Source organism: Providencia sp. PROV080 (assembly GCF_033688105.1).
Classification (GTDB): Bacteria; Pseudomonadota; Gammaproteobacteria; order Enterobacterales; family Enterobacteriaceae; genus Providencia; species Providencia zhejiangensis.
In genome coordinates this window covers 3,529,747-3,551,312 of the sequence record NZ_CP096346.1, presented here as the reverse complement: position 1 = coordinate 3,551,312, position 21,566 = coordinate 3,529,747, and the positions used below count along the sequence as shown (strand labels likewise).

General features: G+C 39.3%; 18 protein-coding genes. 6 read left to right on the top strand and 12 right to left on the bottom strand.

Annotation, left to right across the window (positions count from 1 at the left end):
* Positions 1-2: 2 nt before the first annotated feature.
* The gene (locus M1F03_RS15970; protein WP_251464686.1) at positions 3-1,685 is read left to right on the top strand and encodes an electron transfer flavoprotein-ubiquinone oxidoreductase; all 1,683 of its coding nucleotides are present in this window, start codon (positions 3-5) and stop codon (positions 1,683-1,685) included.
* Between the two features lie 109 nt (positions 1,686-1,794).
* On the opposite strand, the gene M1F03_RS15965 is transcribed toward M1F03_RS15970, so the two are convergent.
* Entirely contained in the window at positions 1,795-2,511 is a 717-nt protein-coding gene (locus tag M1F03_RS15965; protein ID WP_154623630.1) for a UTRA domain-containing protein, read from the bottom strand.
* A gap of 280 nt (positions 2,512-2,791) precedes the next feature.
* Here M1F03_RS15965 and M1F03_RS15960 point away from each other — a divergent pair, with 280 nt between their 5' ends.
* The 5 genes from M1F03_RS15960 to M1F03_RS15940 all read left to right on the top strand — a co-directional run bounded on the left by M1F03_RS15960 (position 2,792) and on the right by M1F03_RS15940 (position 10,648).
* Entirely contained in the window at positions 2,792-4,054 is a 1,263-nt protein-coding gene (locus M1F03_RS15960; protein ID WP_318840005.1) for a hypothetical protein, read from the top strand.
* Entirely contained in the window at positions 4,051-5,175 is a 1,125-nt protein-coding gene (locus tag M1F03_RS15955) for a hypothetical protein (protein WP_251464684.1), read from the top strand. Before M1F03_RS15960 ends, M1F03_RS15955 begins: the two co-directional genes overlap by 4 nt.
* Positions 5,176-6,099: 924 nt before the next feature.
* Complete coding sequence (locus M1F03_RS15950) at positions 6,100-7,503, top strand: tryptophanase (protein ID WP_154622102.1); 1,404 nt, start codon at positions 6,100-6,102, stop codon at positions 7,501-7,503.
* 68 nt (positions 7,504-7,571) lie between these two features.
* Positions 7,572-8,819: an aromatic amino acid transporter gene (locus tag M1F03_RS15945; protein WP_196713637.1), complete on the top strand. Its 1,248-nt coding sequence runs from the start codon at positions 7,572-7,574 to the stop codon at positions 8,817-8,819.
* Positions 8,820-9,061: 242 nt separating this feature from the next.
* Positions 9,062-10,648, top strand: a complete 1,587-nt coding sequence (locus M1F03_RS15940) for a methyl-accepting chemotaxis protein (RefSeq protein WP_318840004.1) — start codon at positions 9,062-9,064, stop codon at positions 10,646-10,648.
* A gap of 73 nt (positions 10,649-10,721) precedes the next feature.
* On the opposite strand, the gene M1F03_RS15935 is transcribed toward M1F03_RS15940, so the two are convergent.
* The 11 genes from M1F03_RS15935 to accC all read right to left on the bottom strand — a co-directional run bounded on the left by M1F03_RS15935 (position 10,722) and on the right by accC (position 21,558).
* Positions 10,722-11,930: an ATP-grasp domain-containing protein gene (locus M1F03_RS15935; protein ID WP_318840003.1), complete on the bottom strand. Its 1,209-nt coding sequence runs from the start codon at positions 11,928-11,930 to the stop codon at positions 10,722-10,724.
* Positions 11,902-13,068 carry an MFS transporter gene (locus M1F03_RS15930; RefSeq protein WP_251464681.1) on the bottom strand — a complete coding sequence of 389 codons (1,167 nt, stop codon included), beginning with the start codon at positions 13,066-13,068 and terminating at the stop codon, positions 11,902-11,904. The genes M1F03_RS15935 and M1F03_RS15930 overlap by 29 nt, the downstream gene beginning before the upstream one ends.
* Positions 13,065-14,099 carry a GntG family PLP-dependent aldolase gene (locus M1F03_RS15925; protein WP_318840002.1) on the bottom strand — a complete coding sequence of 345 codons (1,035 nt, stop codon included), beginning with the start codon at positions 14,097-14,099 and terminating at the stop codon, positions 13,065-13,067. The genes M1F03_RS15930 and M1F03_RS15925 overlap by 4 nt, the downstream gene beginning before the upstream one ends.
* Before the next feature lie 970 nt (positions 14,100-15,069).
* Positions 15,070-15,366: a DNA-binding transcriptional regulator Fis gene (gene fis / locus M1F03_RS15920; RefSeq protein ID WP_004258438.1), complete on the bottom strand. Its 297-nt coding sequence runs from the start codon at positions 15,364-15,366 to the stop codon at positions 15,070-15,072.
* Positions 15,367-15,390: 24 nt separating this feature from the next.
* Positions 15,391-16,356 carry a tRNA dihydrouridine synthase DusB gene (dusB, locus tag M1F03_RS15915; RefSeq protein ID WP_154624870.1) on the bottom strand — a complete coding sequence of 322 codons (966 nt, stop codon included), beginning with the start codon at positions 16,354-16,356 and terminating at the stop codon, positions 15,391-15,393.
* Positions 16,357-16,672: 316 nt separating this feature from the next.
* Positions 16,673-17,557, bottom strand: coding sequence for a 50S ribosomal protein L11 methyltransferase (prmA, locus tag M1F03_RS15910; RefSeq protein WP_154624871.1), 885 nt, complete (start codon positions 17,555-17,557; stop codon positions 16,673-16,675).
* A 17-nt stretch (positions 17,558-17,574) separates the two neighbouring features.
* On the bottom strand, positions 17,575-19,038 hold the full coding sequence (panF, locus tag M1F03_RS15905) for a sodium/pantothenate symporter (protein WP_247047542.1): 1,464 nt from the start codon (positions 19,036-19,038) through the stop codon (positions 17,575-17,577).
* On the bottom strand, positions 19,028-19,270 hold the full coding sequence (locus tag M1F03_RS15900; protein ID WP_154624873.1) for a YhdT family protein: 243 nt from the start codon (positions 19,268-19,270) through the stop codon (positions 19,028-19,030). The genes panF and M1F03_RS15900 overlap by 11 nt, the downstream gene beginning before the upstream one ends.
* 141 nt (positions 19,271-19,411) lie before the next feature.
* Positions 19,412-19,714: a DUF202 domain-containing protein gene (locus tag M1F03_RS15895; protein WP_154624874.1), complete on the bottom strand. Its 303-nt coding sequence runs from the start codon at positions 19,712-19,714 to the stop codon at positions 19,412-19,414.
* A gap of 8 nt (positions 19,715-19,722) precedes the next feature.
* Positions 19,723-20,070: a YidH family protein gene (locus M1F03_RS15890; protein ID WP_154624875.1), complete on the bottom strand. Its 348-nt coding sequence runs from the start codon at positions 20,068-20,070 to the stop codon at positions 19,723-19,725.
* 141 nt (positions 20,071-20,211) lie between these two features.
* On the bottom strand, positions 20,212-21,558 hold the full coding sequence (gene accC / locus M1F03_RS15885; protein ID WP_154624876.1) for an acetyl-CoA carboxylase biotin carboxylase subunit: 1,347 nt from the start codon (positions 21,556-21,558) through the stop codon (positions 20,212-20,214).
* Positions 21,559-21,566 lie beyond the last annotated feature (8 nt).

Genomic DNA, 21,566 nt, shown 5'->3' with positions numbered 1-21,566 from the left:
TCATGGCTATCGACAATAGTGTCAATGTAAGTGAGGCTCCCGAGCGGGAATCGATGGAGTTTGATGTCCTGATTGTCGGTGGTGGGCCAGCAGGATTATCCGCTGCAATTCGTCTAAAGCAACTTGCGGCAGAGAAAAACAAAGAGTTATCTGTTTGTTTAATTGATAAAGGTGCTGAAATAGGGGCTCATATCTTATCAGGTGCGGTTATTGATCCACGAGCTTTGAATGAATTATTACCGAATTGGCAGCAGATGCTGCCAAGTGAGCTGACAACCGTAACAGAAGACCGCTTTTTGTTATTAAAAGAACAGAAAGCAAGCCGGTTACCACTGGCTTTATTGCCCGCTAGCTTAAAAAATAGTGGGAATTTAATTGGTAGCCTTGGCCAAGTGTGTGCGGCATTAGCCTCACAAGCAGAGCAGCTTGGCGTCGACGTATTTGCAGGCTTTGCGGCAACGGAAATACTCTACGATGATGAAGGCACCGTTATTGGTATAACAACCGGGGATATGGGGCTTGATAAATCAGGCAACCCCACTTCACTGTATCAGCCCGGTATGAACTTATTGGCTAAAATGACCTTTTTTGCCGAAGGTTGTCGAGGCCAATTAGGTAAGCAACTTATAGAACGTTTTGATTTAGACAGTGGACGTGGAAAGCAAACTTATGGGTTAGGATTAAAAGAAATTTGGCAAATTCCTAAACCACAACATCAAGCAGGCTTGGTTGTTCACTCAATTGGTTGGCCTTTAGATAGCCGTACGTACGGTGGTGGCTTTGCTTACCATTATGGTGAAAACCTCGTTGCTATTGGCTTAGTTGTAGGCCTTAATTATGAAAATCCTTATTTATCACCTTTTGATGAATTTCAACGACTTAAAACGCATCCATCACTCAGTGCTTTTTTAAAAGGTGGTAAACGAATTAGCTACGGTGCGCGCACGTTAGTGGCTGGAGGATTGGCAGCATTACCAGAATTGAGTTTTCCAGGTGGAGCATTAATAGGGGATGATGCCGGTTTTTTAAATGCAGCACGGATCAAGGGAAGCCATTGTGCAGTGAAAAGTGGTGCGCTTGCTGCGGAAGCATTGTTTGAATCAATGAATGATGATGTGATTGATTATGCAAGGTTTAAAACAGAGTATCGTCAAAAATTCGAGCGTAGCTGGTTGTATCGAGAATTACATCTGACACGTAATTTCAAACCTTATATGAAAAAAGGCTTGTATTTAGGCTCCTTATTATTTGGTGCTGAACAGCTTTTACTAAAGGGGCGAACTCCTTGGACTCTTAAATTAAAACAGGCCGACCATGAATGTTTACAGGAAGCTCATAATTTTCAGCCAATAGATTATCCAAAGCCGGATGGTGTTCTGACCTTTGATAAGCCATCGTCGGTCTTTTTGTCGAATACAAATCATGAGGAAGACCAGCCTTGTCATCTGAAATTAAAAGACAATCATGTACCGACAAAGATGAATTTACCTAAATATGCAGCTCCTGAGACGCGTTATTGTCCCGCTGGAGTGTATGAAATTGTGAGTATTGAAGACCAGCCTAAGTTGCAGATTAATGCGCAGAACTGCCTACATTGTAAGGCTTGCGACATTAAAGACCCAACACAAAATATTTGTTGGACAGCTCCACAAGGGGGAGAAGGGCCAATTTACCAAGGTATGTAATTTAAATTTGTTGTGATGTGTTCCTGTTCAATAAGTAACAGGTGTTAGTTGTGCTTGTTTTATCAGTCGCTTTGGGGCATATAGATTTGCCCCATTTTTTTCGATCAAATTAAGGAGTATCAATACGTGAATGTAGCTTTAATTTATAACGCGAGCCGGCAGTTATCATATGGACATAGCTGATTAATGTGGAACCCGTCCACGTACGGCGGCTAAGCTGTAAGCACGGTGAGCCTTCTTTAATTGATAAAGATTGTGCAATCGCTTTAGTCGCTAATGCGGCCTCAATGGTATGTTCCATCTCACTGACAGGAAAATTTCGTTGTAAGTAGCCGCTCGGCGTTTCAGTATCACCAAAGTGTTGTTTCACAAAATCAGGTGCGAGGGCATGATTTACATAGCGTTCTTCAAGCATCAGTGGAATATCATTTTCAAAATGTAATACCTTACAATAGCTTATATCACTGCCTTCCATCACGCCGAGCTGTAAAGCAATTTCAGCCGAAGCGGCAATGACTTTGAGTTGCAATTGATGACCACTATATTTATTACCGCTTAATGAAATTTCATCGAAAATATCAAATGCTTTTGTGACAGGCAGCTCGTGTTTCTGTGAGGCGACAAAGGTTCCCTTACCAGCAATGCGATTCAGTATGCCTTTTTGGCTCAGTTCCGAAATGGCCTTATTCACTGTCATGCGGCTCACATTAAATTGTGCGCACAGTTCTAGTTCTGTGGGTATCTGTGTTTCAGGCTTAAAAATACCTAAATCAATACTACGCAGAATATAAGATTGAATTTGCTTGTATGCTGGTTGTGAAGTCATCGTGATTATTTAATCGATCATAGAGTTTTGGGAGAGTCCGCTCATTTTCCGTTTTACCGCACCAAATCGACGGTTTGTTCAAGTTTAACAGTAAAAACTTTCTTTGCTAGCCACCCTTGCCGGTTATGTCGAAAAATATCATTGATTGTGATTTTTTGGCGTGTCACGGATGTTAGCCTGTAATTATCTGAATTCTAATATTAAAGCCTAATTCTTATTGGGAGCATAATCTTTTTTGACTAAGATAGTTAAATTCTAATAAACAAGATAGGCACAGCAAATGGGTGTTCAATATTTTAATGTCACTTTATCTCAGTGTGATTATCAAAAAGTTATTCCGACAGGAATGGTTCGATTGATAGCGTCTGACCTCGTCTTCTTTTTTAATCTTGCAGATTTTAAACACGGTGAGGTTTTTTTAAAAAAACTCGAACAAGGTGATGAACTGGTGATCTGTGCTGAAAGATTAAATGATGGGAGTTATTGGATTAATTGGGTGTTTCATCAAACAAAGGGGCGGTTGGAGCCTGATAGAGAGGTTGGCTTTCATCGAGGAATGCTAAAATCACTTTTATGGGCGCTTGGATTATCCTCATTCTCAATATTAGCTTATTTTTGCTTTGCTTATGATGAAGAGAGTTTTTGGCTCATTCTGTTGGGGTCATTGGCATGTCTTGCCGTATTTAGCGGTGTGGTTATGGGGGCTCTGGTTATAAAAGAGATCTGCTATATTATTAGCCCACGTAGAAAATGGATATTAAAAGCGTTAGATAAGGTTATTGCTGGACAATATCAAATTACACCTGAAAACACACCACAAATTAATATATTAGGTACACGTAATCCTAAGATAAAACCAATGAAAGTTAAGGCTGTCCGTGAACCTAAAATGTCACAGGAGGATGAGCTTAATTTGACTCGCGGCAAAGTTAATTTAGTGGAATCATTTCAGAGTGCGATTATGAGATATCGAGGCCCTCAGGAAATTTGCAATATAACAATAATACAGATTGATAGAAAACAATTTACGGTAATAACACCAGTAAATGAACCTGTATTTAATAACCATAGCTTATTTATGGCTCAAGGCGATGACATTGAAGTCTACCATAAAAAATTACGTCAGGCTGAGAATGAAGAAATCGTTTTTGGTATTTTTAATCGGCAAGATCAGCTTGCTTACTCAATAAGTAGAGGGGGCTGGCCACCAGAACGTAGTTTTTATTATTTATTGTGGATATTCATGGTGGGAATGATCGCATTTTTTACCCTTATGGTTTTGTCGATGAATATCGCTGATATCTTGGAAAGAGGGGGATACTGGGATCGTTGGGATTGGCAATATATGATGGATAATGGCATTGAGTTTATTGGCATGGCATCCTCTATCTCATTAGGCATTGGCTTTTTGAGCGCTTTATGCATAACAATTTATTTTTCGGTGTCGCAACGTGGCCGAATACATTTTCAAACTCAATACTATTTACGTTATTTACGCTTAAAACGTGGAAAGTCAGGTTATGTTACTGAGGTACGTGTATGAACCCATTTCTCAGTAAGAATTTTATTATTATTACGTTAGCATTCATTATCTGTGTAATTTTAACCATCGCTTTTCATTTCCGAGGTAATGCACAAGGGTGGACATGGCAGGATAACCCCCAAGCGAATGCGATGGAAATTGCAGACTTTGATTGGTTAAAATCGTACCCTACAGAAACAGGAATGTTGGTTATTGCGCAAAGTAGCCGCAATACAGCCTATTACTCTTCCTATAATCTACCTTACCATGACTATAATTATCAGGTGCTTTTTGCTGATGAGACAGGAATACATTATATAGATAAAGGGGATAACAGTTTTTATAATGCGGCCTGTGATAAAACGGAATGTGTACTGTTTTTTGACGATGGTCGTCGAGTTTTAAATTTATCTGATTATTCCATCACGAAGATGCAGCCTTGGCAGGATAAATATGGAGAACAATTTTCTACGTTAATTATGGGGAAAATACTGCATACACAAAATGATCAAACCTATTTATCCGTGAGTAATGAAGCTATTTTTAAAACGCTTGATAAAGGTAGCACATGGCAATATTTGGCTAATGTACGTGACTTAGTTAAGTCTTATTATCCAGAAGAAATTGCGGATAATTCTAACTTCTCATTTGCAACCCAAAACAATGAACTTATTATCTGGTATAGCTATGGTAACGACATGGGGTCACTTGAGATTACCCTTGATACTGATAAAGGAAAGGTCGTTGGACATAAATGGTTGCCGTTACGGATCAATGAAGTTGAACAATCACCAAATGGCAATATTTATGCGATTGCACAAGAGCCATCACGTAAGCTATTTTCATTGTTACAATTTAATGATAATGGTGAATTTTCCGTGATCACTGAAAATGGATACAACCATTTGCATAGTTTACATGTGAGTAATCAAACGGTGTTGTTAAATGAAGATTGGCGAGGTCAGTGGGGATATTTACTGATGAACGTAACAGACGGTAATATAACTCATCGAGCTGAGCTTAGTGATTTCAATAGACTCTTCAATAATGTCGATAATACTTTTATTAAATTAGCGAATAGTTATTCTAATGATATTGAAATAAACAATGGCGGATTAGTGAAATACAGTGTGGCCAGATAGCCAATAAAAACGGGCAATCTAGCCCGTTTTGACTTATCAAATGAATGTAGAAAACAAAACCACCAATAAACTGATTGTCTTTTTAAGACGGAATAAGCCACAGCATGCTATCGTATACGAAGTGGCTCATGGGATCCCTCAAATATGGCTTCTAATGAATTGTAAGCTATGAGCAACAAAATTCTCTACTGGTGACCGAAGTGTTTAGGGATGTAAAGCGATTATTTCGTTATCTCTTATCAGTATTTATGTTGCGTTAATACGACTCATTCCAGCAAACGTAACGAATAAGTTATTAATGTAGATGTTTTGTTTAAATATAAATTTACCCGTAAATTAAGCCACTAATAAAAATCTAGCAGGGTTTTTGAGTTAATGAATATAGTTAAAAATCTCACTTAGTATAATGGCTATTTTTATTTAACTTAAGTTGTATTTTTTATATGAAATAGTCTTTCATCTAAATTTTTATATTTAAAAAGCTGTTATTAATCTGAGGTTTTTATTTTGTTTTTCATTACAAAACAAGTGGTTATGTATTTTTTTTGTTTTTATTGAGTAAGTTTCAATAATCTCAATAGGATTGTGATATAGTTCATAATGTTGTTGGGTAAATGAAAAAGAGTGTGATGTATGTACAATATCATGACACTTGTGATTAAAATATCAGCTCGGTTGTTATATATATAATGTCAAATGTTGTACTAATCCTTAATTAAAGGAGAATAGTATGTCTTTGTTAAATGAACTGCTAATATCAAGGTGTTTCTTCTATATGAAGAAATGGTTCAATATGGATGTTTCTTTAGCTTTCTTTTTTCCTCATAAATAGTCCTTTCTTCTTTTCTCTCAATTATCGTTAGCTTATTCATAATAGGCACGAACCGCTATTTTGTTATTTAATTAAAAATTAAAGGTATTATCATGGCTAAAAGAATCGTAGAACCGTTCCGTATTAAAATGGTTGAAAATATTCGTATTCCATCTCGAGAAGAGCGGGAAGCTGCATTAAAAGAGGCAGGTTACAACCCGTTCTTATTACCCAGTAGCGCTGTTTATATCGATTTATTAACTGACTCAGGCACTAACGCAATGAGTGACCACCAGTGGGCAGCAATGATCACGGGTGATGAAGCATATGCAGGATCGCGTAACTATTACGATTTAAAAAATAAAGTTAAAGAGATGTTTGGCTATGATTATGCCATTCCTGCACACCAAGGACGTGGCGCTGAAAATATGTTATTTCCTGTATTGTTGAATGTTAAAAGGCAACAAGGAGGAGCCAAAAAGCCTGTATTTATTTCGAACTTCCATTTTGATACAACCGCAGCGCATGTGGAGTTAAACGGTTGTAAAGCGATTAATATTGTTACGGAAAAAGCCTATGACTCTGAAACCTATGATGACTGGAAAGGCAATTTTGATATTCAGAAGTTGAAAGATAATATAGCTCAGTATGGGGCTGAAAACGTAGTTGCTATTGTTTCAACCGTAACCTGTAATAGTGCGGGTGGTCAACCAGTTGCAATGTCAAATCTTAAAGAAGTGTATGAGATTGCAAAACAACACAATATTTTTGTCGTGATGGATTCGGCACGTTTCTGTGAAAATGCCTATTTTATTAAAGAGCGTGACCCAAAATATAAAAATGCAACGATAAAAGAAATTATATTTGATATGTACAAATACGCCGATGCGTTAACAATGTCAGCGAAGAAAGACCCGCTATTAAATATCGGTGGTTTAGTGGCGATTAAGAATGATGAAAATATATTTACTTTAGCAAGGCAACGTTGCGTACCAATGGAAGGGTTTGTCACTTATGGTGGCTTAGCGGGCCGTGATATGGCTGCCATGGTACAAGGGCTTGAAGAAGGTGCTAACGAAGAATACCTTCATTATCGTATCGGTCAAGTCAAATACCTAGGGGATCGGCTGCGTGAAGGAGGGATCCCGATTCAATATCCTACAGGTGGACATGCAGTATTTGTTGACTGTAAAAAATTGGTTCCGCAAATCCCAGGGGATCAATTCCCTGCACAAGCAGTTATCAATGCACTGTATCTTGAATCGGGGGTTCGTGCCGTTGAAATTGGCTCATTTTTATTAGGTCGAGATCCTGAAACAGGTAAACAAAAACATGCGGATATGGAGTTTATGCGTTTAACAATAGCAAGGCGCGTCTATACCAATGATCATATGGATTATATTGCGGATGCATTAATTGGTCTTAAAGATAAGTTTCCAACATTAAAAGGACTGGATTTTGAATATGAACCTCCAGTATTAAGGCATTTTACAGCGAGATTAAAACCAATCAAATAATAGGTAATAATTTGGAGATTCCCGTGCAACGCGGGAGTCTCCCCCCTTATTTCTCTAAGGTAAATACCATGAATAATTCTACAGCGAAGAAAGAACCCTCCATATTGGTAGGGGGCTTTGTGCTCGGTGGCGCTATGATAGGGGCAGGTATGTTTAGTTTGCCCACGATTATGGCAGGAGCATGGTTTATTAATTCAGTTGTTATTCTATTAGTTGTTTGTTTTTTTATGTTTCATTCGGGAATCTATATTCTTGAATGTATATCAAAATATGGTTCAGGGACTAATTATTTTTATATCTCCAAAGAGCTGTTACCTAAATGGGCTTGTTATATTGCCAATGCAGCCTTAATATTTGTATTATATATTTTAATTTATGCTTATATCTCTGCCGCGGGATCAGTCATTAAAGAGGCTGCATCGATATATGGATTTGATGTTAATTTAAGGCTAATATTTGTTATCTTTACTTTTATATTAGGTGCAAGTATTTGGTGGAGCGGTATTGGTGCTAGCCGTTTAACATCAATATTTTTATTAATTAAAATCATATTATTTATATTAGCATTCTCAGGGCTCTTTTTAATTGTTAAAACTGATTTATTATTAACCATTCCTTCTAAAGAAAGTCAGTTAACATTACTTCCCTTTATTTTTATCATTATTCCCTATGCAATCACTTCATTTGGTTATCATGGTAATGTATGTAGCCTATATAAGCTGTATCATGAAAATGAACGTAAGGTGGTCAAGAGCTGTATTATTGGGTGTTTGCTGGCATTGGTCCTGTATTTTTTATGGGTATTGGGTACGATGGGGAATCTGCCAAGAACGGAGTTTTTAACCATTATCAATAAAGGCGGTAACCTTGATGCCTTTATTGAATCGCTGTATTCCGTACTTAACAGCCAACATATTGCCACTTTCTTATTATGGTTTTCGATTAGTGCTGTATTCTGTTCATTCTTAGGTGTTGCGATAGGTTTATTTGACTATATATTGGCCTCTTTAAATTTCCAAGATAATAGTTCAGGGCGTATGAAATCGGCATTATTATGCTTTTTACCCCCATTGATACTCTGCATGTTATTCCCTAATGGGTTCTTAATTGCTATTGCTTATGCCGGAATGGCAGCCTGTATTTGGGCCATTATTTGTCCTGCGGTAATGGCTTTGAAAGCGCGAGAACGTTTCCCGAATTCAAGATTTAAAGTATGGGGAGGTAAAGGATTAATATATGCAGTGATTACTTTTGGAATTGTGGGCATTATTTGTCAATTACTCGCACAATTTAATTTATTACCAATATACCGTTAATTTTTAATTATACTTTTCACTCACTGTCAAAGGCACGGCAAGTTTTGCTGTGCCTTTTTTATGGGATGGAGGCGATAAATTAAAAATAACTTATCGATGTAAAACGTTTGATTAATAAATAAATACAGGAATGTGGAAAGGCTTAAATATAATGTGGGTACTTTTGTAAAGAACTAAAATTTTCTCTGATGGTGCCGATAAAGTGAAATATTGTCATTTTATCTTACCAAAAGAGAAATAATATGCAGAAACTTCGAAATTATTCTATTCGTGCTGTGATGCTAATATTGTTAGGTATTCTAGGCATGATATTAGTCGGTGTAAGCTTATATAGTGTATGGTCATTATCTCGAATGTCAGATGGAAATACACTTGATAGACAATTAGTTAAACAAATGACGGTGTTGAGTCAGGGGAACGACCAATATTTTCGCGTTGTCACTCGGCTGAGTCGAGTTATGGAAACCAAAAAATCAGGAGAGAAGTCTGATTATTCATCGGTGAAAGAAGCGATGGACAATATGGAACACTATCTGAATGAAATGAAATCCATATCGCCAGGCCCAATGGATAAGCAAATTTCTGATCAAGTGATTAAAACATGGCAAGCGTTATTAAATGAGGGGGTAACGCCACAATTAGCGCTAGCAATCTCAAATGATATGGCTGCATATACTCAACATTCCCATAATATCACTCCTGCTTTGAGTCGTTCATTTGGTGAAGCGATTACTCTGTTTAACCAAGCGGCAGAACAAATGATTGAACATACGCGTGATGTGGTGGATGAATTAATGCAAACCACGTTAATCGTCATTATTACAGCGGCATTATTGGGAATATTGATTGTTATTTTTACCGATCGCTATCTTGTCAACATGCTCCAAAAACCACTCGATTTACTTCGCCAATATTTTGCACAAATAGCAAAGGGTAATTTAAGTGAGCCTATTAAGCCATTTGGGCGAAATTGTGTTGGTAAACTGTTTCCTTTACTTGATGAGATGCAAAATAGCTTACGTGAGGCGGTAACAACAATCCGTGCGGGGAGTGATAATATTTATCGTAGTGCTGCTGATATCTCTAAAGAAAATCATGACCTTTCATCACGCACTGAAGAGCAGGCCGCAGCATTGGAAGAAACGGCAGCGAGCATGGAACAAATAACCGCTGCGGTAAAACTTAATATGGAAAATGCCCATCAAGCGAGTGAATTAGCAGATGTTGCATCAACAATGGCAAATCAAGGCGATTCCATGATCAAATCGGTTGTTTCCACGATGGATGAAATTGATGATAGCTCAAAAAGAATTGCTGATATTATTAGTATTATTAATAACATAAGCTTTCAAACTAATATACTGGCACTCAATGCGTCCATCGAAGCAGCTCGTGCGGGAGTGCACGGACGGGGCTTTATGGTGGTTGCCGATGAAGTTCGTAAATTAGCGAGCGACAGTGCCGATGCCGCTAAAGAAATTGAACGTTTGATTGATAACTCAACTTCTTGTGTTGTAAAAGGCACACAGCTAGTGAATGAAATGGGAAGAACAATGGAAAATGTTCTGGAAAGTATTAATCAAGTCACAACCCTGATGAAGCAAATAGCTGACGCTTGTGATGAACAAAGTAAAGGTATCTCTCAGGTGAGTGTGGCGATCCATCAAATGGATGGTGTAACCCAACAGAATTCAGCTTTAGTTGAGCAAGTCGCAACGGCTGCAAGTTTACTGGAACAACAGACAGAAGACCTACAGCAATCGGTGAAAAAATTTCACTTAACAAAAGAGACTATACAGCCAGCGGTGAATCTCTCGATACCCTTATAGTCATCATTCTTTTATTCCAAGAAGGCTGCGTATTATGACCATGACTTAGCTTTCTTGGAACAAAGTCACCAGGTTATGCGTAAGTTATTTTGATCTGTTTTATATAAGTTTCGGCATCGGCAATGGCTTTTTCTTGGGTTGTTGCATGTGTAATAACGTAACCTAAACGACTATAACTATCTTTCAGCGAACCAACTTTTAAAGGCGTAGGAACAAAATTAGATAATAATGGCTGGGATGATAGAAATGTGGGTTTAATACGGTTAATTATTCCGGCTTTATCCGCTGTTAAAAATCGAATCGAAGCATAACATTTTTCTGGCGTTAACTGAGGGGTATATTCCATATCTTTTACGAACTGGGATAAATAGCAATGAACAAGGTCGAACCCTGTCGCGATTTGACACAGTTTATCGATCATTCCTCCTGCAACCCGTGGATTGATTTCAATCAGTGTGATGGAATCATTCTGTAATTTAAACTCGACGTGTACGACGGTATGAGATAACCCAATGTGTTTAAGCCAACTAATTAAGGTGGTTTTAATCTCAGGGTAGGAGGGTAATTCACAAGGGAAGTCATGACCTACCTCGACGGAATATTGCCCTGTCGTTGTATATTTTTTGGTTATTCCCAGTATTTCCCATTGATTTGAGGAGGTATCCCAGTAGGCCTCGGCACTATATTCATCACCATGAATAAATTCTTCAATAAGATAATCTGAAGATAATTCGTAGCCACGTTGATTAACCCTAAAGTGACAGATCTCTTGGATTGCGTTGGTCAGTTCTATAGGCGTATGACAAATCGTGACTTTACTGCTACCACTATCGTCGCAAGGTTTTACGACCAATGGAAATGATAGATTTGAGGTATCGATAGTGTCCTTAATATTGATAACATGATATTGAAAACCTTGATGGTATTGGCTCAATCGTTCACGAGTCTTTTGCTTATATCGGCATAACACTAAAGGTTTAATTGGCGGTGAAGGTAAACCTAATGCATGGGAAGCCGCTGCGGCAGTAATTAATCGATAGTCATCGAACGCGACAATACCATAAGTTGGATAATTCATGGCATGATTAATGACCGCTGTAAGGCTATCTGTATTTACCTCAGCGACATGATCGACAACATTTAATGGATTGTCTGCAATATGCTCATAGAACGAGCGCTGTTTGGTCAATAATATTGTCTGGTAACCTGCATTTTTTGCTATCTGAATCGCCCTTACGCCAGTTCCTGAGAGATTACACTCTAGAAATATAATCGCTTTCATGACTTTTCCTTTTAGTGAGTAAACCTTCGATAGAGAATAAAGAAATCAGCATTAGGCATGAGCTAAATGGAATAAGGACGTGCAACTGATAGCGATCTGCCATAATTCCCATATAGGCACCACCAGACTCGGCTAATCCCCAGAAAAAGATGCATAGAGAGAGTGATAATTTTTTATTTTTAAAAGGGCATTTTTCTATAGATAGGCTGTTGTTGTAGGGGCTCCAAATTAACTCACTTAGCGTAAATAGTATGATTAATAAATACAGGCTTAAAGCTGACTGGAAATCAAATAGCAATAGCAAGATAGACACGAATACTAGGCTTAACTTATAAGTAATAATCTGTCTTTTAGTACTTTGCTTTGACAGTAAAGAGGTTGATTTCACTTGTAACAATATGATGAGTATCGCGTTTAATGCAAATAGTGAAGAAACGGAGACATAGCGAATAGTCTCGTTATGATTCGCTTCAAAGTGAAAGGCGAGATTCCTGAGTATTAAACCAATCATAAAAAAAGAGATTGAGCTATAGCAAACAAATAGCACCCACTCAGAAAAGGTTGCCACCACTTTATCGTTATTTTGCTGATTACTATGACTGTGTTTCACATTGTTTAATGTGCAAGAATAGAGCGATGATGACAGCATGACGACAGCTGGCAGGATAATAATTCCCGAATAAAAGCCATGATAAAACCATTCACCTATCACTCCGCCAATTGCAGATGAAATATTGACGGCAACATTTAGAATCGAAAAATTTTTAACACGTTCGGCGTGATTATTATTTTCAGCAATAAAAAGACTCGTGCAAACATTCGCAATAGAAAAACCGGCGCCAATGATGGCGGAAATAAACATAATGGCCATGACGTCAGTCATCGCATAGATAGATAGAAGGGATATAGCCGCAACAAGATAACTAAATATTAATGTCAGTTTATAACCGATAGCATCAATAATATAGTGCGTGAATAATGAACATGCTCGACTAATAAATAGAAATATAAATAAAATAACAGCCACGTTTTCTTCACTAATACCTTTATAATTTATAAGGTAAATTGAATAGAAAGGTAAAAAACTATAAAAAGATAGGCCAGAAAGAAAACGCGACGTAATTATTTTATTTATCATAGAAAACCTTTATGCTTATCTATCGTTTCAAAGATGGATTTTATTTGATTAATCATTTCATGATTAATATTAGAGCTAGTGACAAAACGAACAGTATTTGCAGTCCATGCCGTCGCTAATACACCGTATTCTTTCAATTTGTTGACTAGAGCATCCGCATTATGACTTTTTATCATGACAATATTTGTTTCAACTGGATAAGCGAGTTGAAAATATTTAGTGCATATTAATTCTAGACTTTTAGCATTTATATGATCACGTTCTAGACGGGAAGAGTAATTTTTTAATTTGTTTAATGCGATGGCAGCCATCAGCCCTGATTGGTGTAGTGCTCCACCATACCATTTTCTTATTTTTTTGGCTTTATCAATCTCATCTTGTCTTCCAATAAGCATAGAACCAAACGGCGAACCAACGCCTTTAGATAGGCAAAGATTTAGCATATCAATGTGTTCAGTATATTTTTTAGGTGAAATACCGAGCGATACACATGCATTTAATACGCGGGCACCATCTAAAAAAAGAGACATTTTTCTTTCATCACATAACATTCTTAATTGGGATATTTCATCAAGCGGAAAAATCATTCCTCCATAAGTGCTAATACTACTTTCTATTGATATAATTTTAGGTGTAGCATATAAATTTGACCAACGAGCTTTATTATTGAACGCATTTAATACGTCGGACGTTGTTAATATGCCACTTTTAGTGTGCACATTATTAATCACTAGGCCATTTAATGCCGCAGTTTGTGAGGACTCAAAAAAACAAACATGATAACCCACTTCAGTTATCAGCTCTTCCCCTGGTTTTGATAGCACTCGCAAAGCAACTTGATTACTCATGGTTCCGGAAGGCATAAATAGCGCGCTTTCTTTACCAAAAAGGTCGGCAATTTTAAATTCCAGCATTTTGACATAACGGTCTTCATTATAACAATCATCACCGATGTAATCATAATTTATATCCAGTAAATCTTCAGGTTTTAATTTTGTCAATGTATCACTTCGAAGGTCAATGAGTTTCATATATAGTTTTATTCCTAATTATTTTAAGTTGAATCATTATGGGGATATTTCTCGGTCATAATAGGAATAAATTATTTTTATGAATCTATAAATAATATTTTTACAAAACAAGTTTTTATTTTTTATAACAAGGTAATTGTGAGCGGTATCATGCTTTATGATTTATAATTAGTTGTAATTTAAATTATTTTAATAAGTTAATATCCAAATTAATAGATGTCATATATATTTTTAATCTCACCATTATTCAAAGTGAATAAGGTGATCTTTTTAGGGGCGATTAATTAATTCGAATCATCATTAAATTATCACCTGAGCATATGAGTGGCAGTTTTTATGACATCTAAATGTATAGTACCAGGGTTTGAGGTCTGTCGATTATGCGGGGGATAAACGAATTTATCGGCTAACGCTAACAATATACGCTGATTTATCTACTATCTGTGCTGTGGTTGATTTGATTTTTCGCTGCAATCTATATGCGATATGCTCAAAGCGAGATCGAAATGTGATAAGTCAGTGAGCGAACGATGAGAGTGTGATGGGAAACGATATGATCGTGATGATCTTCAAGTGGCTTCTTGAGAGGGCTTATTGTCAGCAGGATCAAGTTATCGCATACCAATAGAAAACAATTTGCGGATAAGCATAGATGGCTTAACCCCTTTTGAAGGTAGTTGATGCCGAAAGGTTTAACGACAGCCCTTTTACCTTGATAGAGTCATGTGTGGCTTCATTTTTCCTATCATGGTAGATATCGCGTGGTTTTACAAAATAGTCTCTAGTATGCAGCGGAACATGCGAGGTATTTTCAAATTGCTGAAGGGCGCAACGTGAGCACAATAAATAGCATCAATCGATATTCAGGTGGGGAGAGGTTATCAATAGTGAGATGACTTATTTAGGTCATAAAAAAGCACTTCCTGAAAACAAGAAGTGCTTCTAAAAACACGGCATTAACCGACTAGGATTAGTTCATGCCGTATTTTTTCAGTTTCTTACGCAGCGTACCGCGGTTGATACCCATCATCAGGGCTGCACGGGTCTGGTTTCCACGGGTATATTGCATAACCATGTCCAACAAAGGCTGCTCTACCTCAGCCAATACCAGCTCATATAAATCGTTAACATCTTGATTGTTTAATTGAGCAAAATAGTTCTTCAGTGCTTGCTTAACTGAATCACGCAATGGTTTTTGAGTTACTTGATCTTGTGAATTTACAGTAGCAACGGTTAGTACGTCAGAATTTACGCGTTGTTCGAACATAGTTCTGTCAGCTCTTATCTTTATTTACGCAAAGTATTCAAAAAATGCTTCCAACACCTCCAGCTGTTCGCTGGCGTCCTCAATGGCGTTGAATGAGCGCCGGAACTGGTCATCAGGTGCATGCTCCTGCAAATACCAAGAGACATGTTTGCGCGCTATACGGGCTCCTTTGCCTTGACCATAAAAGTCGTGCAACTCCTGTACATGCGCTATCATAATGCGCTTCACCTCTGCCATTGGCATGGGGGGCAACATTTCACCTGTGTCCAGATAATGCTGGATTTCCCGAAAGATCCAGGGTCTTCCCTGAGCCGCTCGTCCTACCATCAGGGCATCCGCCCCTGTGTAATCCAAGACAGCTCTGGCTTTAAGCGGGTCAGTAATGTCGCCATTGGCAATAACCGGAATGGCAACAGTCTGCTTAACTGCCCGTATATTGTCGTACTCCGCTTCACCATTGAACAAACAGGCACGCGTCCTGCCGTGAATAGTTAATGCTTGAATACCACAATCTTCGGCCAATTTGGCAATTTCTATGCAGTTTCGTTCTTCAGGTGACCAACCTGTGCGGATCTTCAGTGTGACAGGAACATCAACTGCTTTCACTACCGCCGACAGGATAGACTCTACCAAGTCGGGATAACGTAAGAGTGCTGAACCCGCAAGCTTACGATTCACTTTTTTAGCTGGACAGCCCATATTGATATCGATGATTTGGGCACCACTCTCAACATTAATCTGAGCTGCTGCGGCCATTTCATCGGGATCATTGCCAGCTATTTGAACGGAACGTACCCCCGGTTCATCGCGATGAACCATTCTAAGTCTCGATTTGTCTGTCTTCCAAACCTGTGGATTAGAAGAAAGCATTTCTGAGACTGTCATACCCGCACCCATGTCATAACAGAGGGACCGGAATGGTCTATCTGTTATGCCTGCCATGGGGGCAGCAATAAGACAGTTTCGCAACTGATATTGTCCGATTCGCATAACTAAAGGGGGCCATACTGTGACTGCAAGGGCGCGTATATTACGCATTTTTTTCGAGATATGAAAGGACAAACTTTGAGCAAACCGTTATTTATTACTAATTTTTTTATCTTGATTTTTTCAAGAAACAATTATTAGTCTTATATAACAACTGGTTAAGTGAATTTATAGCAAATCCACAAAAATCATTGTTGACCTGTTCAAATCTCAAGCAGGATAGAAAATCACCAGCAGTTGAACAATATTTGAGCTATAAGATAATCTATTCCCGCTTCAATTTCAAAGAAATTATTCACTGATTTTTATTATAAATTTATCAAAAACGCTTGACACCAGTGATACGACACCACTCCTCTTTTTCTGCGATGGGGTCTATTGCAAATAGCTCACGATATGCGTCGGCAACGCCTTCTGCTTGTGTAGCCAGAACACCTGAAAGCCCTAATAAACCGCCTGAACGTGGCAGTACGCTGATCATAGGTGCTAACTCACGTAATGGGCCGGCTAAAATATTCGCGACGACCACGTCAGCTTGTAGCTCTTTTGGTTGATCCTTAGGTAAGTAGAGTGATAAGCGTTCTGAAACACCATTGCGTTCAGCATTATCACGACTGGCGATTATGGCTTGAGGATCGATATCGATCCCAATGGCTTGCGCTGCACCGAGTTTCAAGGCTGCGATGGCAAGAATGCCGGATCCACAACCAAAGTCGATAACGGTTTTACCTTCAAGATCGAGTCCGTCTAGCCACTCTAAGCATAATGAAGTGGTTGGGTGAGTTCCCGTGCCAAAAGCAAGGCCGGGATCTAACATCACATTGACGGCGTTGGGATCAGGAACATCTCGCCAGCTTGGACAGATCCAAAGACGTTGCCCAAAGCGCATTGGATGAAAATTGTCCATCCATTCTCTTTCCCAATCTTTATCTTCAAGTTGTTCGATTTTATGAATGAAACCTTTTTCGAGAAGAGGGCTGTTCTCTAATTGTGCAACAACCCTTTTCATATCCGTTTCTGCATCATAGAGGCCAATAACATCAGTATCCCCCCATAAACGCGTTTCTCCAGGGAGCGGTTCGAATACTGGGGTGTCATGGCTATCTTGAAAGGTAACCGAAACGGCACCGCTCTCAATGAGTTCATCGCCAAGTGCTTCGGCGTGTTGTCCAGTTGAGTTAAGTCTTAGTTGTATCCAAGGCATAGTGATTCTCTTTTTACTTAATTTTTTGCGGGCGTAGCCAATTGATTGGCTGCCGATTGTACTGGATTTTTACCGAAAAGATTACCAATAATAAAAGCAATAAGGCTAAATACCAATGAAGGTACAATGGCATGAAAGCCTAACAGCTCGATTTTCAATGATGCCAGTAGTGCATAAGAGACACCACCAACGACCATACCGCTGATAGCACCTTTACTATTGGCTTTTTCCCAATAGAGGCCTAGCACAAGTGGCCATAAAAAGACGGCTTCCAGTCCACCAAACGCCAATAAGTTAAGCCAAATAATCATTTTTGGCGGATCCCATGCGGCAAAGAGCAGCAAAGCCCCCAGTATCAAGGTTGAAAAACTGGAAATACGAGCCAGCTTTTTCTCATTTCGAATTTGTGCTGGCGCCGCACTTAAATAGATATCTTTAACTATGGTTGCTGATGATTGCAGTAGTTGTGCGTTGATGGTGGACATGATCGCTGCCATTGGCGCCGCTAAAAAAATACCGGCCGCAAATGGGGGCAATACTTGTACCATCAATGTTGGGATAACCTGATCAGGGATAGTGAGGTCTGGCAGAATTGCACGGCCTAATGCTCCGGCAAAGTGCATACCAAACATCAACATTGCCATGACTATCGTGCCTAAAATAATACCACGATGAACAGCTTTACTGTCTTTATAGGAGATACAGCGCACTGCGGTGTGTGGTAGCCCAATAACGCCAAAGCAAACTAAAATCCAGAAAGACGCAAGGAAAGGTGCGCTCAAAATATCATCGGCGCCTTCTACTGATACCAATTTAGGGTCAATGGTCTGTATTTTTCCGACTGCTGCACTGAGTCCACCAGCATGGTAGATAATGGCGACGAGTAAAATCACTGTTCCTAGCAGCATAACAAGGCCTTGTAAGGCATCATTGAGCACACTAGCACGGAAACCACCAATCGCGGTATAGAGCGCGATTGAGACACCAAAAATGATTAAGCCATAGGTATAAGGGATACCGGCTGCGGTTTCGAGCAATCTGGCTCCCCCAATAAATTGCACGGTCATCGCACCGAAAAAAGCCACCAGCAGGCTGAGGCTTGCAAACCAGACTAAAAAGCGGCTTTGATAACGTGCGTACAACATATCATTCAATGTTACGGCATTATATCGGCGAGCTAAAATAGCAAATTTTTTACCAAGTACGCCTAACGATAACCAGATCGCGGGTAATTGGATCATCGCCAGTAGCACCCAGCCTAAACCGTATTTATAGGCAGCTCCTGGTCCACCAATAAAGGAACTGGCGCTCACATAGGTCGCGGTGATGGTCATTGCAAGTACAAAGCCACCCATCGAACGATTACCGAGGAAGTACTCATTGAGGAAAGCTCCCTGTGTGCGTTTGCGATAAGCGTACACAGATAGCAGAAATACCAAAGCGAGATAGCCTATTAGAGGGAGTAGGACTTCAGTCTGCATCCTTGTCCTCCAATGGAATATCTTTAAAAATAATGTTGACCATCATAATACACAGTAAAATGAAAATGATGGGTAGAATGAGACAGGACCATTCAAACCATACAGGTAAGCCTGTAATTCCAATGGTATTGCTTGGAAGATAGGCACAGATTACCCACCCAATTAAATAGGCGATGGTCAGATAGAATGACCAGCGGGCTTCCTTATTTGATTGAAGAAAACGTTTATCCATACGTATTTCCCCCTCATAGAAATAAAAATAATCAGCGATTGTACGACAAACCTAGGGATGTGTGTAAAAAAACCGATAAAGGCTATTGAATATGTTCGATTTGTCATCGAATAATATGGCGTGTATGTAGGGTAATAGGGATTATTTGTCTACGAATAGAGAGAGGATAAATAGAATCGACATCGCGAAGATAGCGAACGCAGTGATGTAGAGAAAAAGTGCACTATCAATTTTTAGTCCATTGTTTTGATAAGAGCGTGAAATATGTCTTTTGCAGCTAATGATACCCAGTAGCGTGATAGCAATCAGTGCAGCAGAAAACATAAGCCATGACGACGCTAATAATCCCAAGCGAAAAAAAAGCAATCCATTGATCGCCAATAGCAGTAAAGTTCGGCTCCAAGCTTGTTGTGTTCTTTCTGGTTGTAAGCCAGGGTCACGCATCACTATACCTATAGTAAGATGTAAAGTAAGGAAATTAAGGCGATAGAGACAATAAACAGGCTCATCATGGTGAGAAAAGAGGTATATTTCAAAGGTTCCTCTTTACGCATTGCAATCTCGTTTTGTCGCCAACGATACAGTGCCATGATTGCGGTAATGCCGCCAGCCGATGACAGAAAAAGCGCTAATAAGGTTTTTAACCAAGAGTCTTGCAGTAGCTGTTCGATAGCGATTGCCCCTGCTAACAAGGCCAATGCGGTTCGTATCCACGCAAGGAAGGTTCTTTCATTTGCTAGGGAAAAGCGGTAGTCCGGTGTTTTGCCAATATTTTTCCAATCATGATGTTTGAAGGCCATGGCGATTATTCACTGTGTTGGTTGGATTGATTGTAATGAATGACTATATTAAATAGCTCTTGCTCATGATGCAAAAAAATACCGGAAAGGGTGTTTTCCGGTATTTGATGAATGAAAGAATTATTTTAGTGATTCAGAATATTATTCTTGAATACCTAATTTTTTCTCCAAATAGTGGATGTTAGTACCACCTTTTTGGAAGTTTTCATCATTCATGATCATTTGGTGTAGTTCAATGTTGGTTTTGATACCATCGATGATAAGCTCATTCAGTGCGTTTTTCATACGCACAATCGCAATTTCACGAGTTTCACCATAGGTGATCAGCTTACCAATCATTGAGTCATAATATGGAGGCACGGTATAGCCTGCATAAATATGGGACTCCCAACGCACACCAAAGCCACCCGGAGAATGGAAACGAGTGATCTTACCTGGGCTAGGCATAAAGGTGTTTGGATCTTCTGCGTTGATACGGCATTCAATCGCATGACCGTGAACAACGATATCTTCCTGTTTGACAGACAACGGTAAGCCTGAAGCAACACGTAGCTGTTCTTTAATTAAGTCAACACCCGTAATCATTTCTGTTACAGGATGCTCAACTTGAATACGGGTGTTCATCTCAATAAAGTAGAACTCACCGTTTTCATACAGGAATTCGAATGTTCCCGCACCGCGGTAGCCGATTTCGATACAGGCATTTGCACAACGCTCACCGATACTACGGCGAACTTCAGGCGTGATACCCGGCGCAGGTGCCTCTTCAACGACTTTCTGGTGGCGACGTTGCATTGAACAATCGCGTTCTGCTAAATAGATAGCATTACCTTGGCCATCAGCCATAACTTGGATTTCAACGTGACGAGGGTTTTCAAGGAATTTTTCCATATAAACCATATCGTTGTTGAAAGCCGCTTTAGCTTCGGCACGGGTTAGGCTGATTGATGAATCTAAGTCTTTTTCATGGCGTACGACACGCATACCACGACCACCACCGCCACCCGATGCTTTAATGATCACTGGGTAACCGATACGCTGTGCGATAGCTCGGTTTTTGTCTGTATCGCTGCCAAGAGGGCCATCGGAACCGGGGACGCAAGGTACACCTGCAAGTTTCATCGCCTCGATAGCGGAAACTTTGTCGCCCATTAGGCGGATGGTTTCAGCTTTAGGTCCGATAAAAATAAACCCTGAACGCTCAACTTGTTCTGCAAAATCAGCATTCTCAGACAGGAAACCATATCCTGGGTGAATAGCTTGAGCACCTGAAATTTCTGCCGCTGAAATGATAGCGGGAATGTTCAGGTAGCTTTTTGTGGATGCGGCTGGACCGATACAAATAGTTTCGTCAGCCAACAACACATGTTTTAGATCACTATCTGCCGCGGAGTGAACAGCTACGGTCTTGATACCTAATTCTTTACAGGCTCGAAGAATACGTAGTGCGATTTCGCCACGGTTAGCAATGACAATTTTTTCCAGCATGGAAACGC

What these genes read in the sequence shown, in the direction of transcription:
- M1F03_RS15925 (WP_318840002.1), bottom strand. Translation starts at nt 14,099, where the DNA reads ATGAAACTCATTGACCTTCGAAGTGATACATTGACAAAATTAAAACCT.
- panF (WP_247047542.1), bottom strand. Translation starts at nt 19,038, where the DNA reads ATGCAGACTGAAGTCCTACTCCCTCTAATAGGCTATCTCGCTTTGGTA.
- fis (WP_004258438.1), bottom strand. Translation starts at nt 15,366, where the DNA reads ATGTTCGAACAACGCGTAAATTCTGACGTACTAACCGTTGCTACTGTA.
- M1F03_RS15960 (WP_318840005.1), top strand. Translation starts at nt 2,792, where the DNA reads ATGGGTGTTCAATATTTTAATGTCACTTTATCTCAGTGTGATTATCAA.
- M1F03_RS15930 (WP_251464681.1), bottom strand. Translation starts at nt 13,068, where the DNA reads ATGATAAATAAAATAATTACGTCGCGTTTTCTTTCTGGCCTATCTTTT.
- M1F03_RS15890 (WP_154624875.1), bottom strand. Translation starts at nt 20,070, where the DNA reads ATGGCCTTCAAACATCATGATTGGAAAAATATTGGCAAAACACCGGAC.
- dusB (WP_154624870.1), bottom strand. Translation starts at nt 16,356, where the DNA reads ATGCGAATCGGACAATATCAGTTGCGAAACTGTCTTATTGCTGCCCCC.
- M1F03_RS15895 (WP_154624874.1), bottom strand. Translation starts at nt 19,714, where the DNA reads ATGCGTGACCCTGGCTTACAACCAGAAAGAACACAACAAGCTTGGAGC.
- M1F03_RS15955 (WP_251464684.1), top strand. Translation starts at nt 4,051, where the DNA reads ATGAACCCATTTCTCAGTAAGAATTTTATTATTATTACGTTAGCATTC.
- M1F03_RS15970 (WP_251464686.1), top strand. Translation starts at nt 3, where the DNA reads ATGGCTATCGACAATAGTGTCAATGTAAGTGAGGCTCCCGAGCGGGAA.
- M1F03_RS15935 (WP_318840003.1), bottom strand. Translation starts at nt 11,930, where the DNA reads ATGAAAGCGATTATATTTCTAGAGTGTAATCTCTCAGGAACTGGCGTA.
- M1F03_RS15940 (WP_318840004.1), top strand. Translation starts at nt 9,062, where the DNA reads ATGCAGAAACTTCGAAATTATTCTATTCGTGCTGTGATGCTAATATTG.
- M1F03_RS15965 (WP_154623630.1), bottom strand. Translation starts at nt 2,511, where the DNA reads ATGACTTCACAACCAGCATACAAGCAAATTCAATCTTATATTCTGCGT.
- M1F03_RS15950 (WP_154622102.1), top strand. Translation starts at nt 6,100, where the DNA reads ATGGCTAAAAGAATCGTAGAACCGTTCCGTATTAAAATGGTTGAAAAT.
- M1F03_RS15900 (WP_154624873.1), bottom strand. Translation starts at nt 19,270, where the DNA reads ATGGATAAACGTTTTCTTCAATCAAATAAGGAAGCCCGCTGGTCATTC.
- accC (WP_154624876.1), bottom strand. Translation starts at nt 21,558, where the DNA reads ATGCTGGAAAAAATTGTCATTGCTAACCGTGGCGAAATCGCACTACGT.
- M1F03_RS15945 (WP_196713637.1), top strand. Translation starts at nt 7,572, where the DNA reads ATGAATAATTCTACAGCGAAGAAAGAACCCTCCATATTGGTAGGGGGC.
- prmA (WP_154624871.1), bottom strand. Translation starts at nt 17,557, where the DNA reads ATGCCTTGGATACAACTAAGACTTAACTCAACTGGACAACACGCCGAA.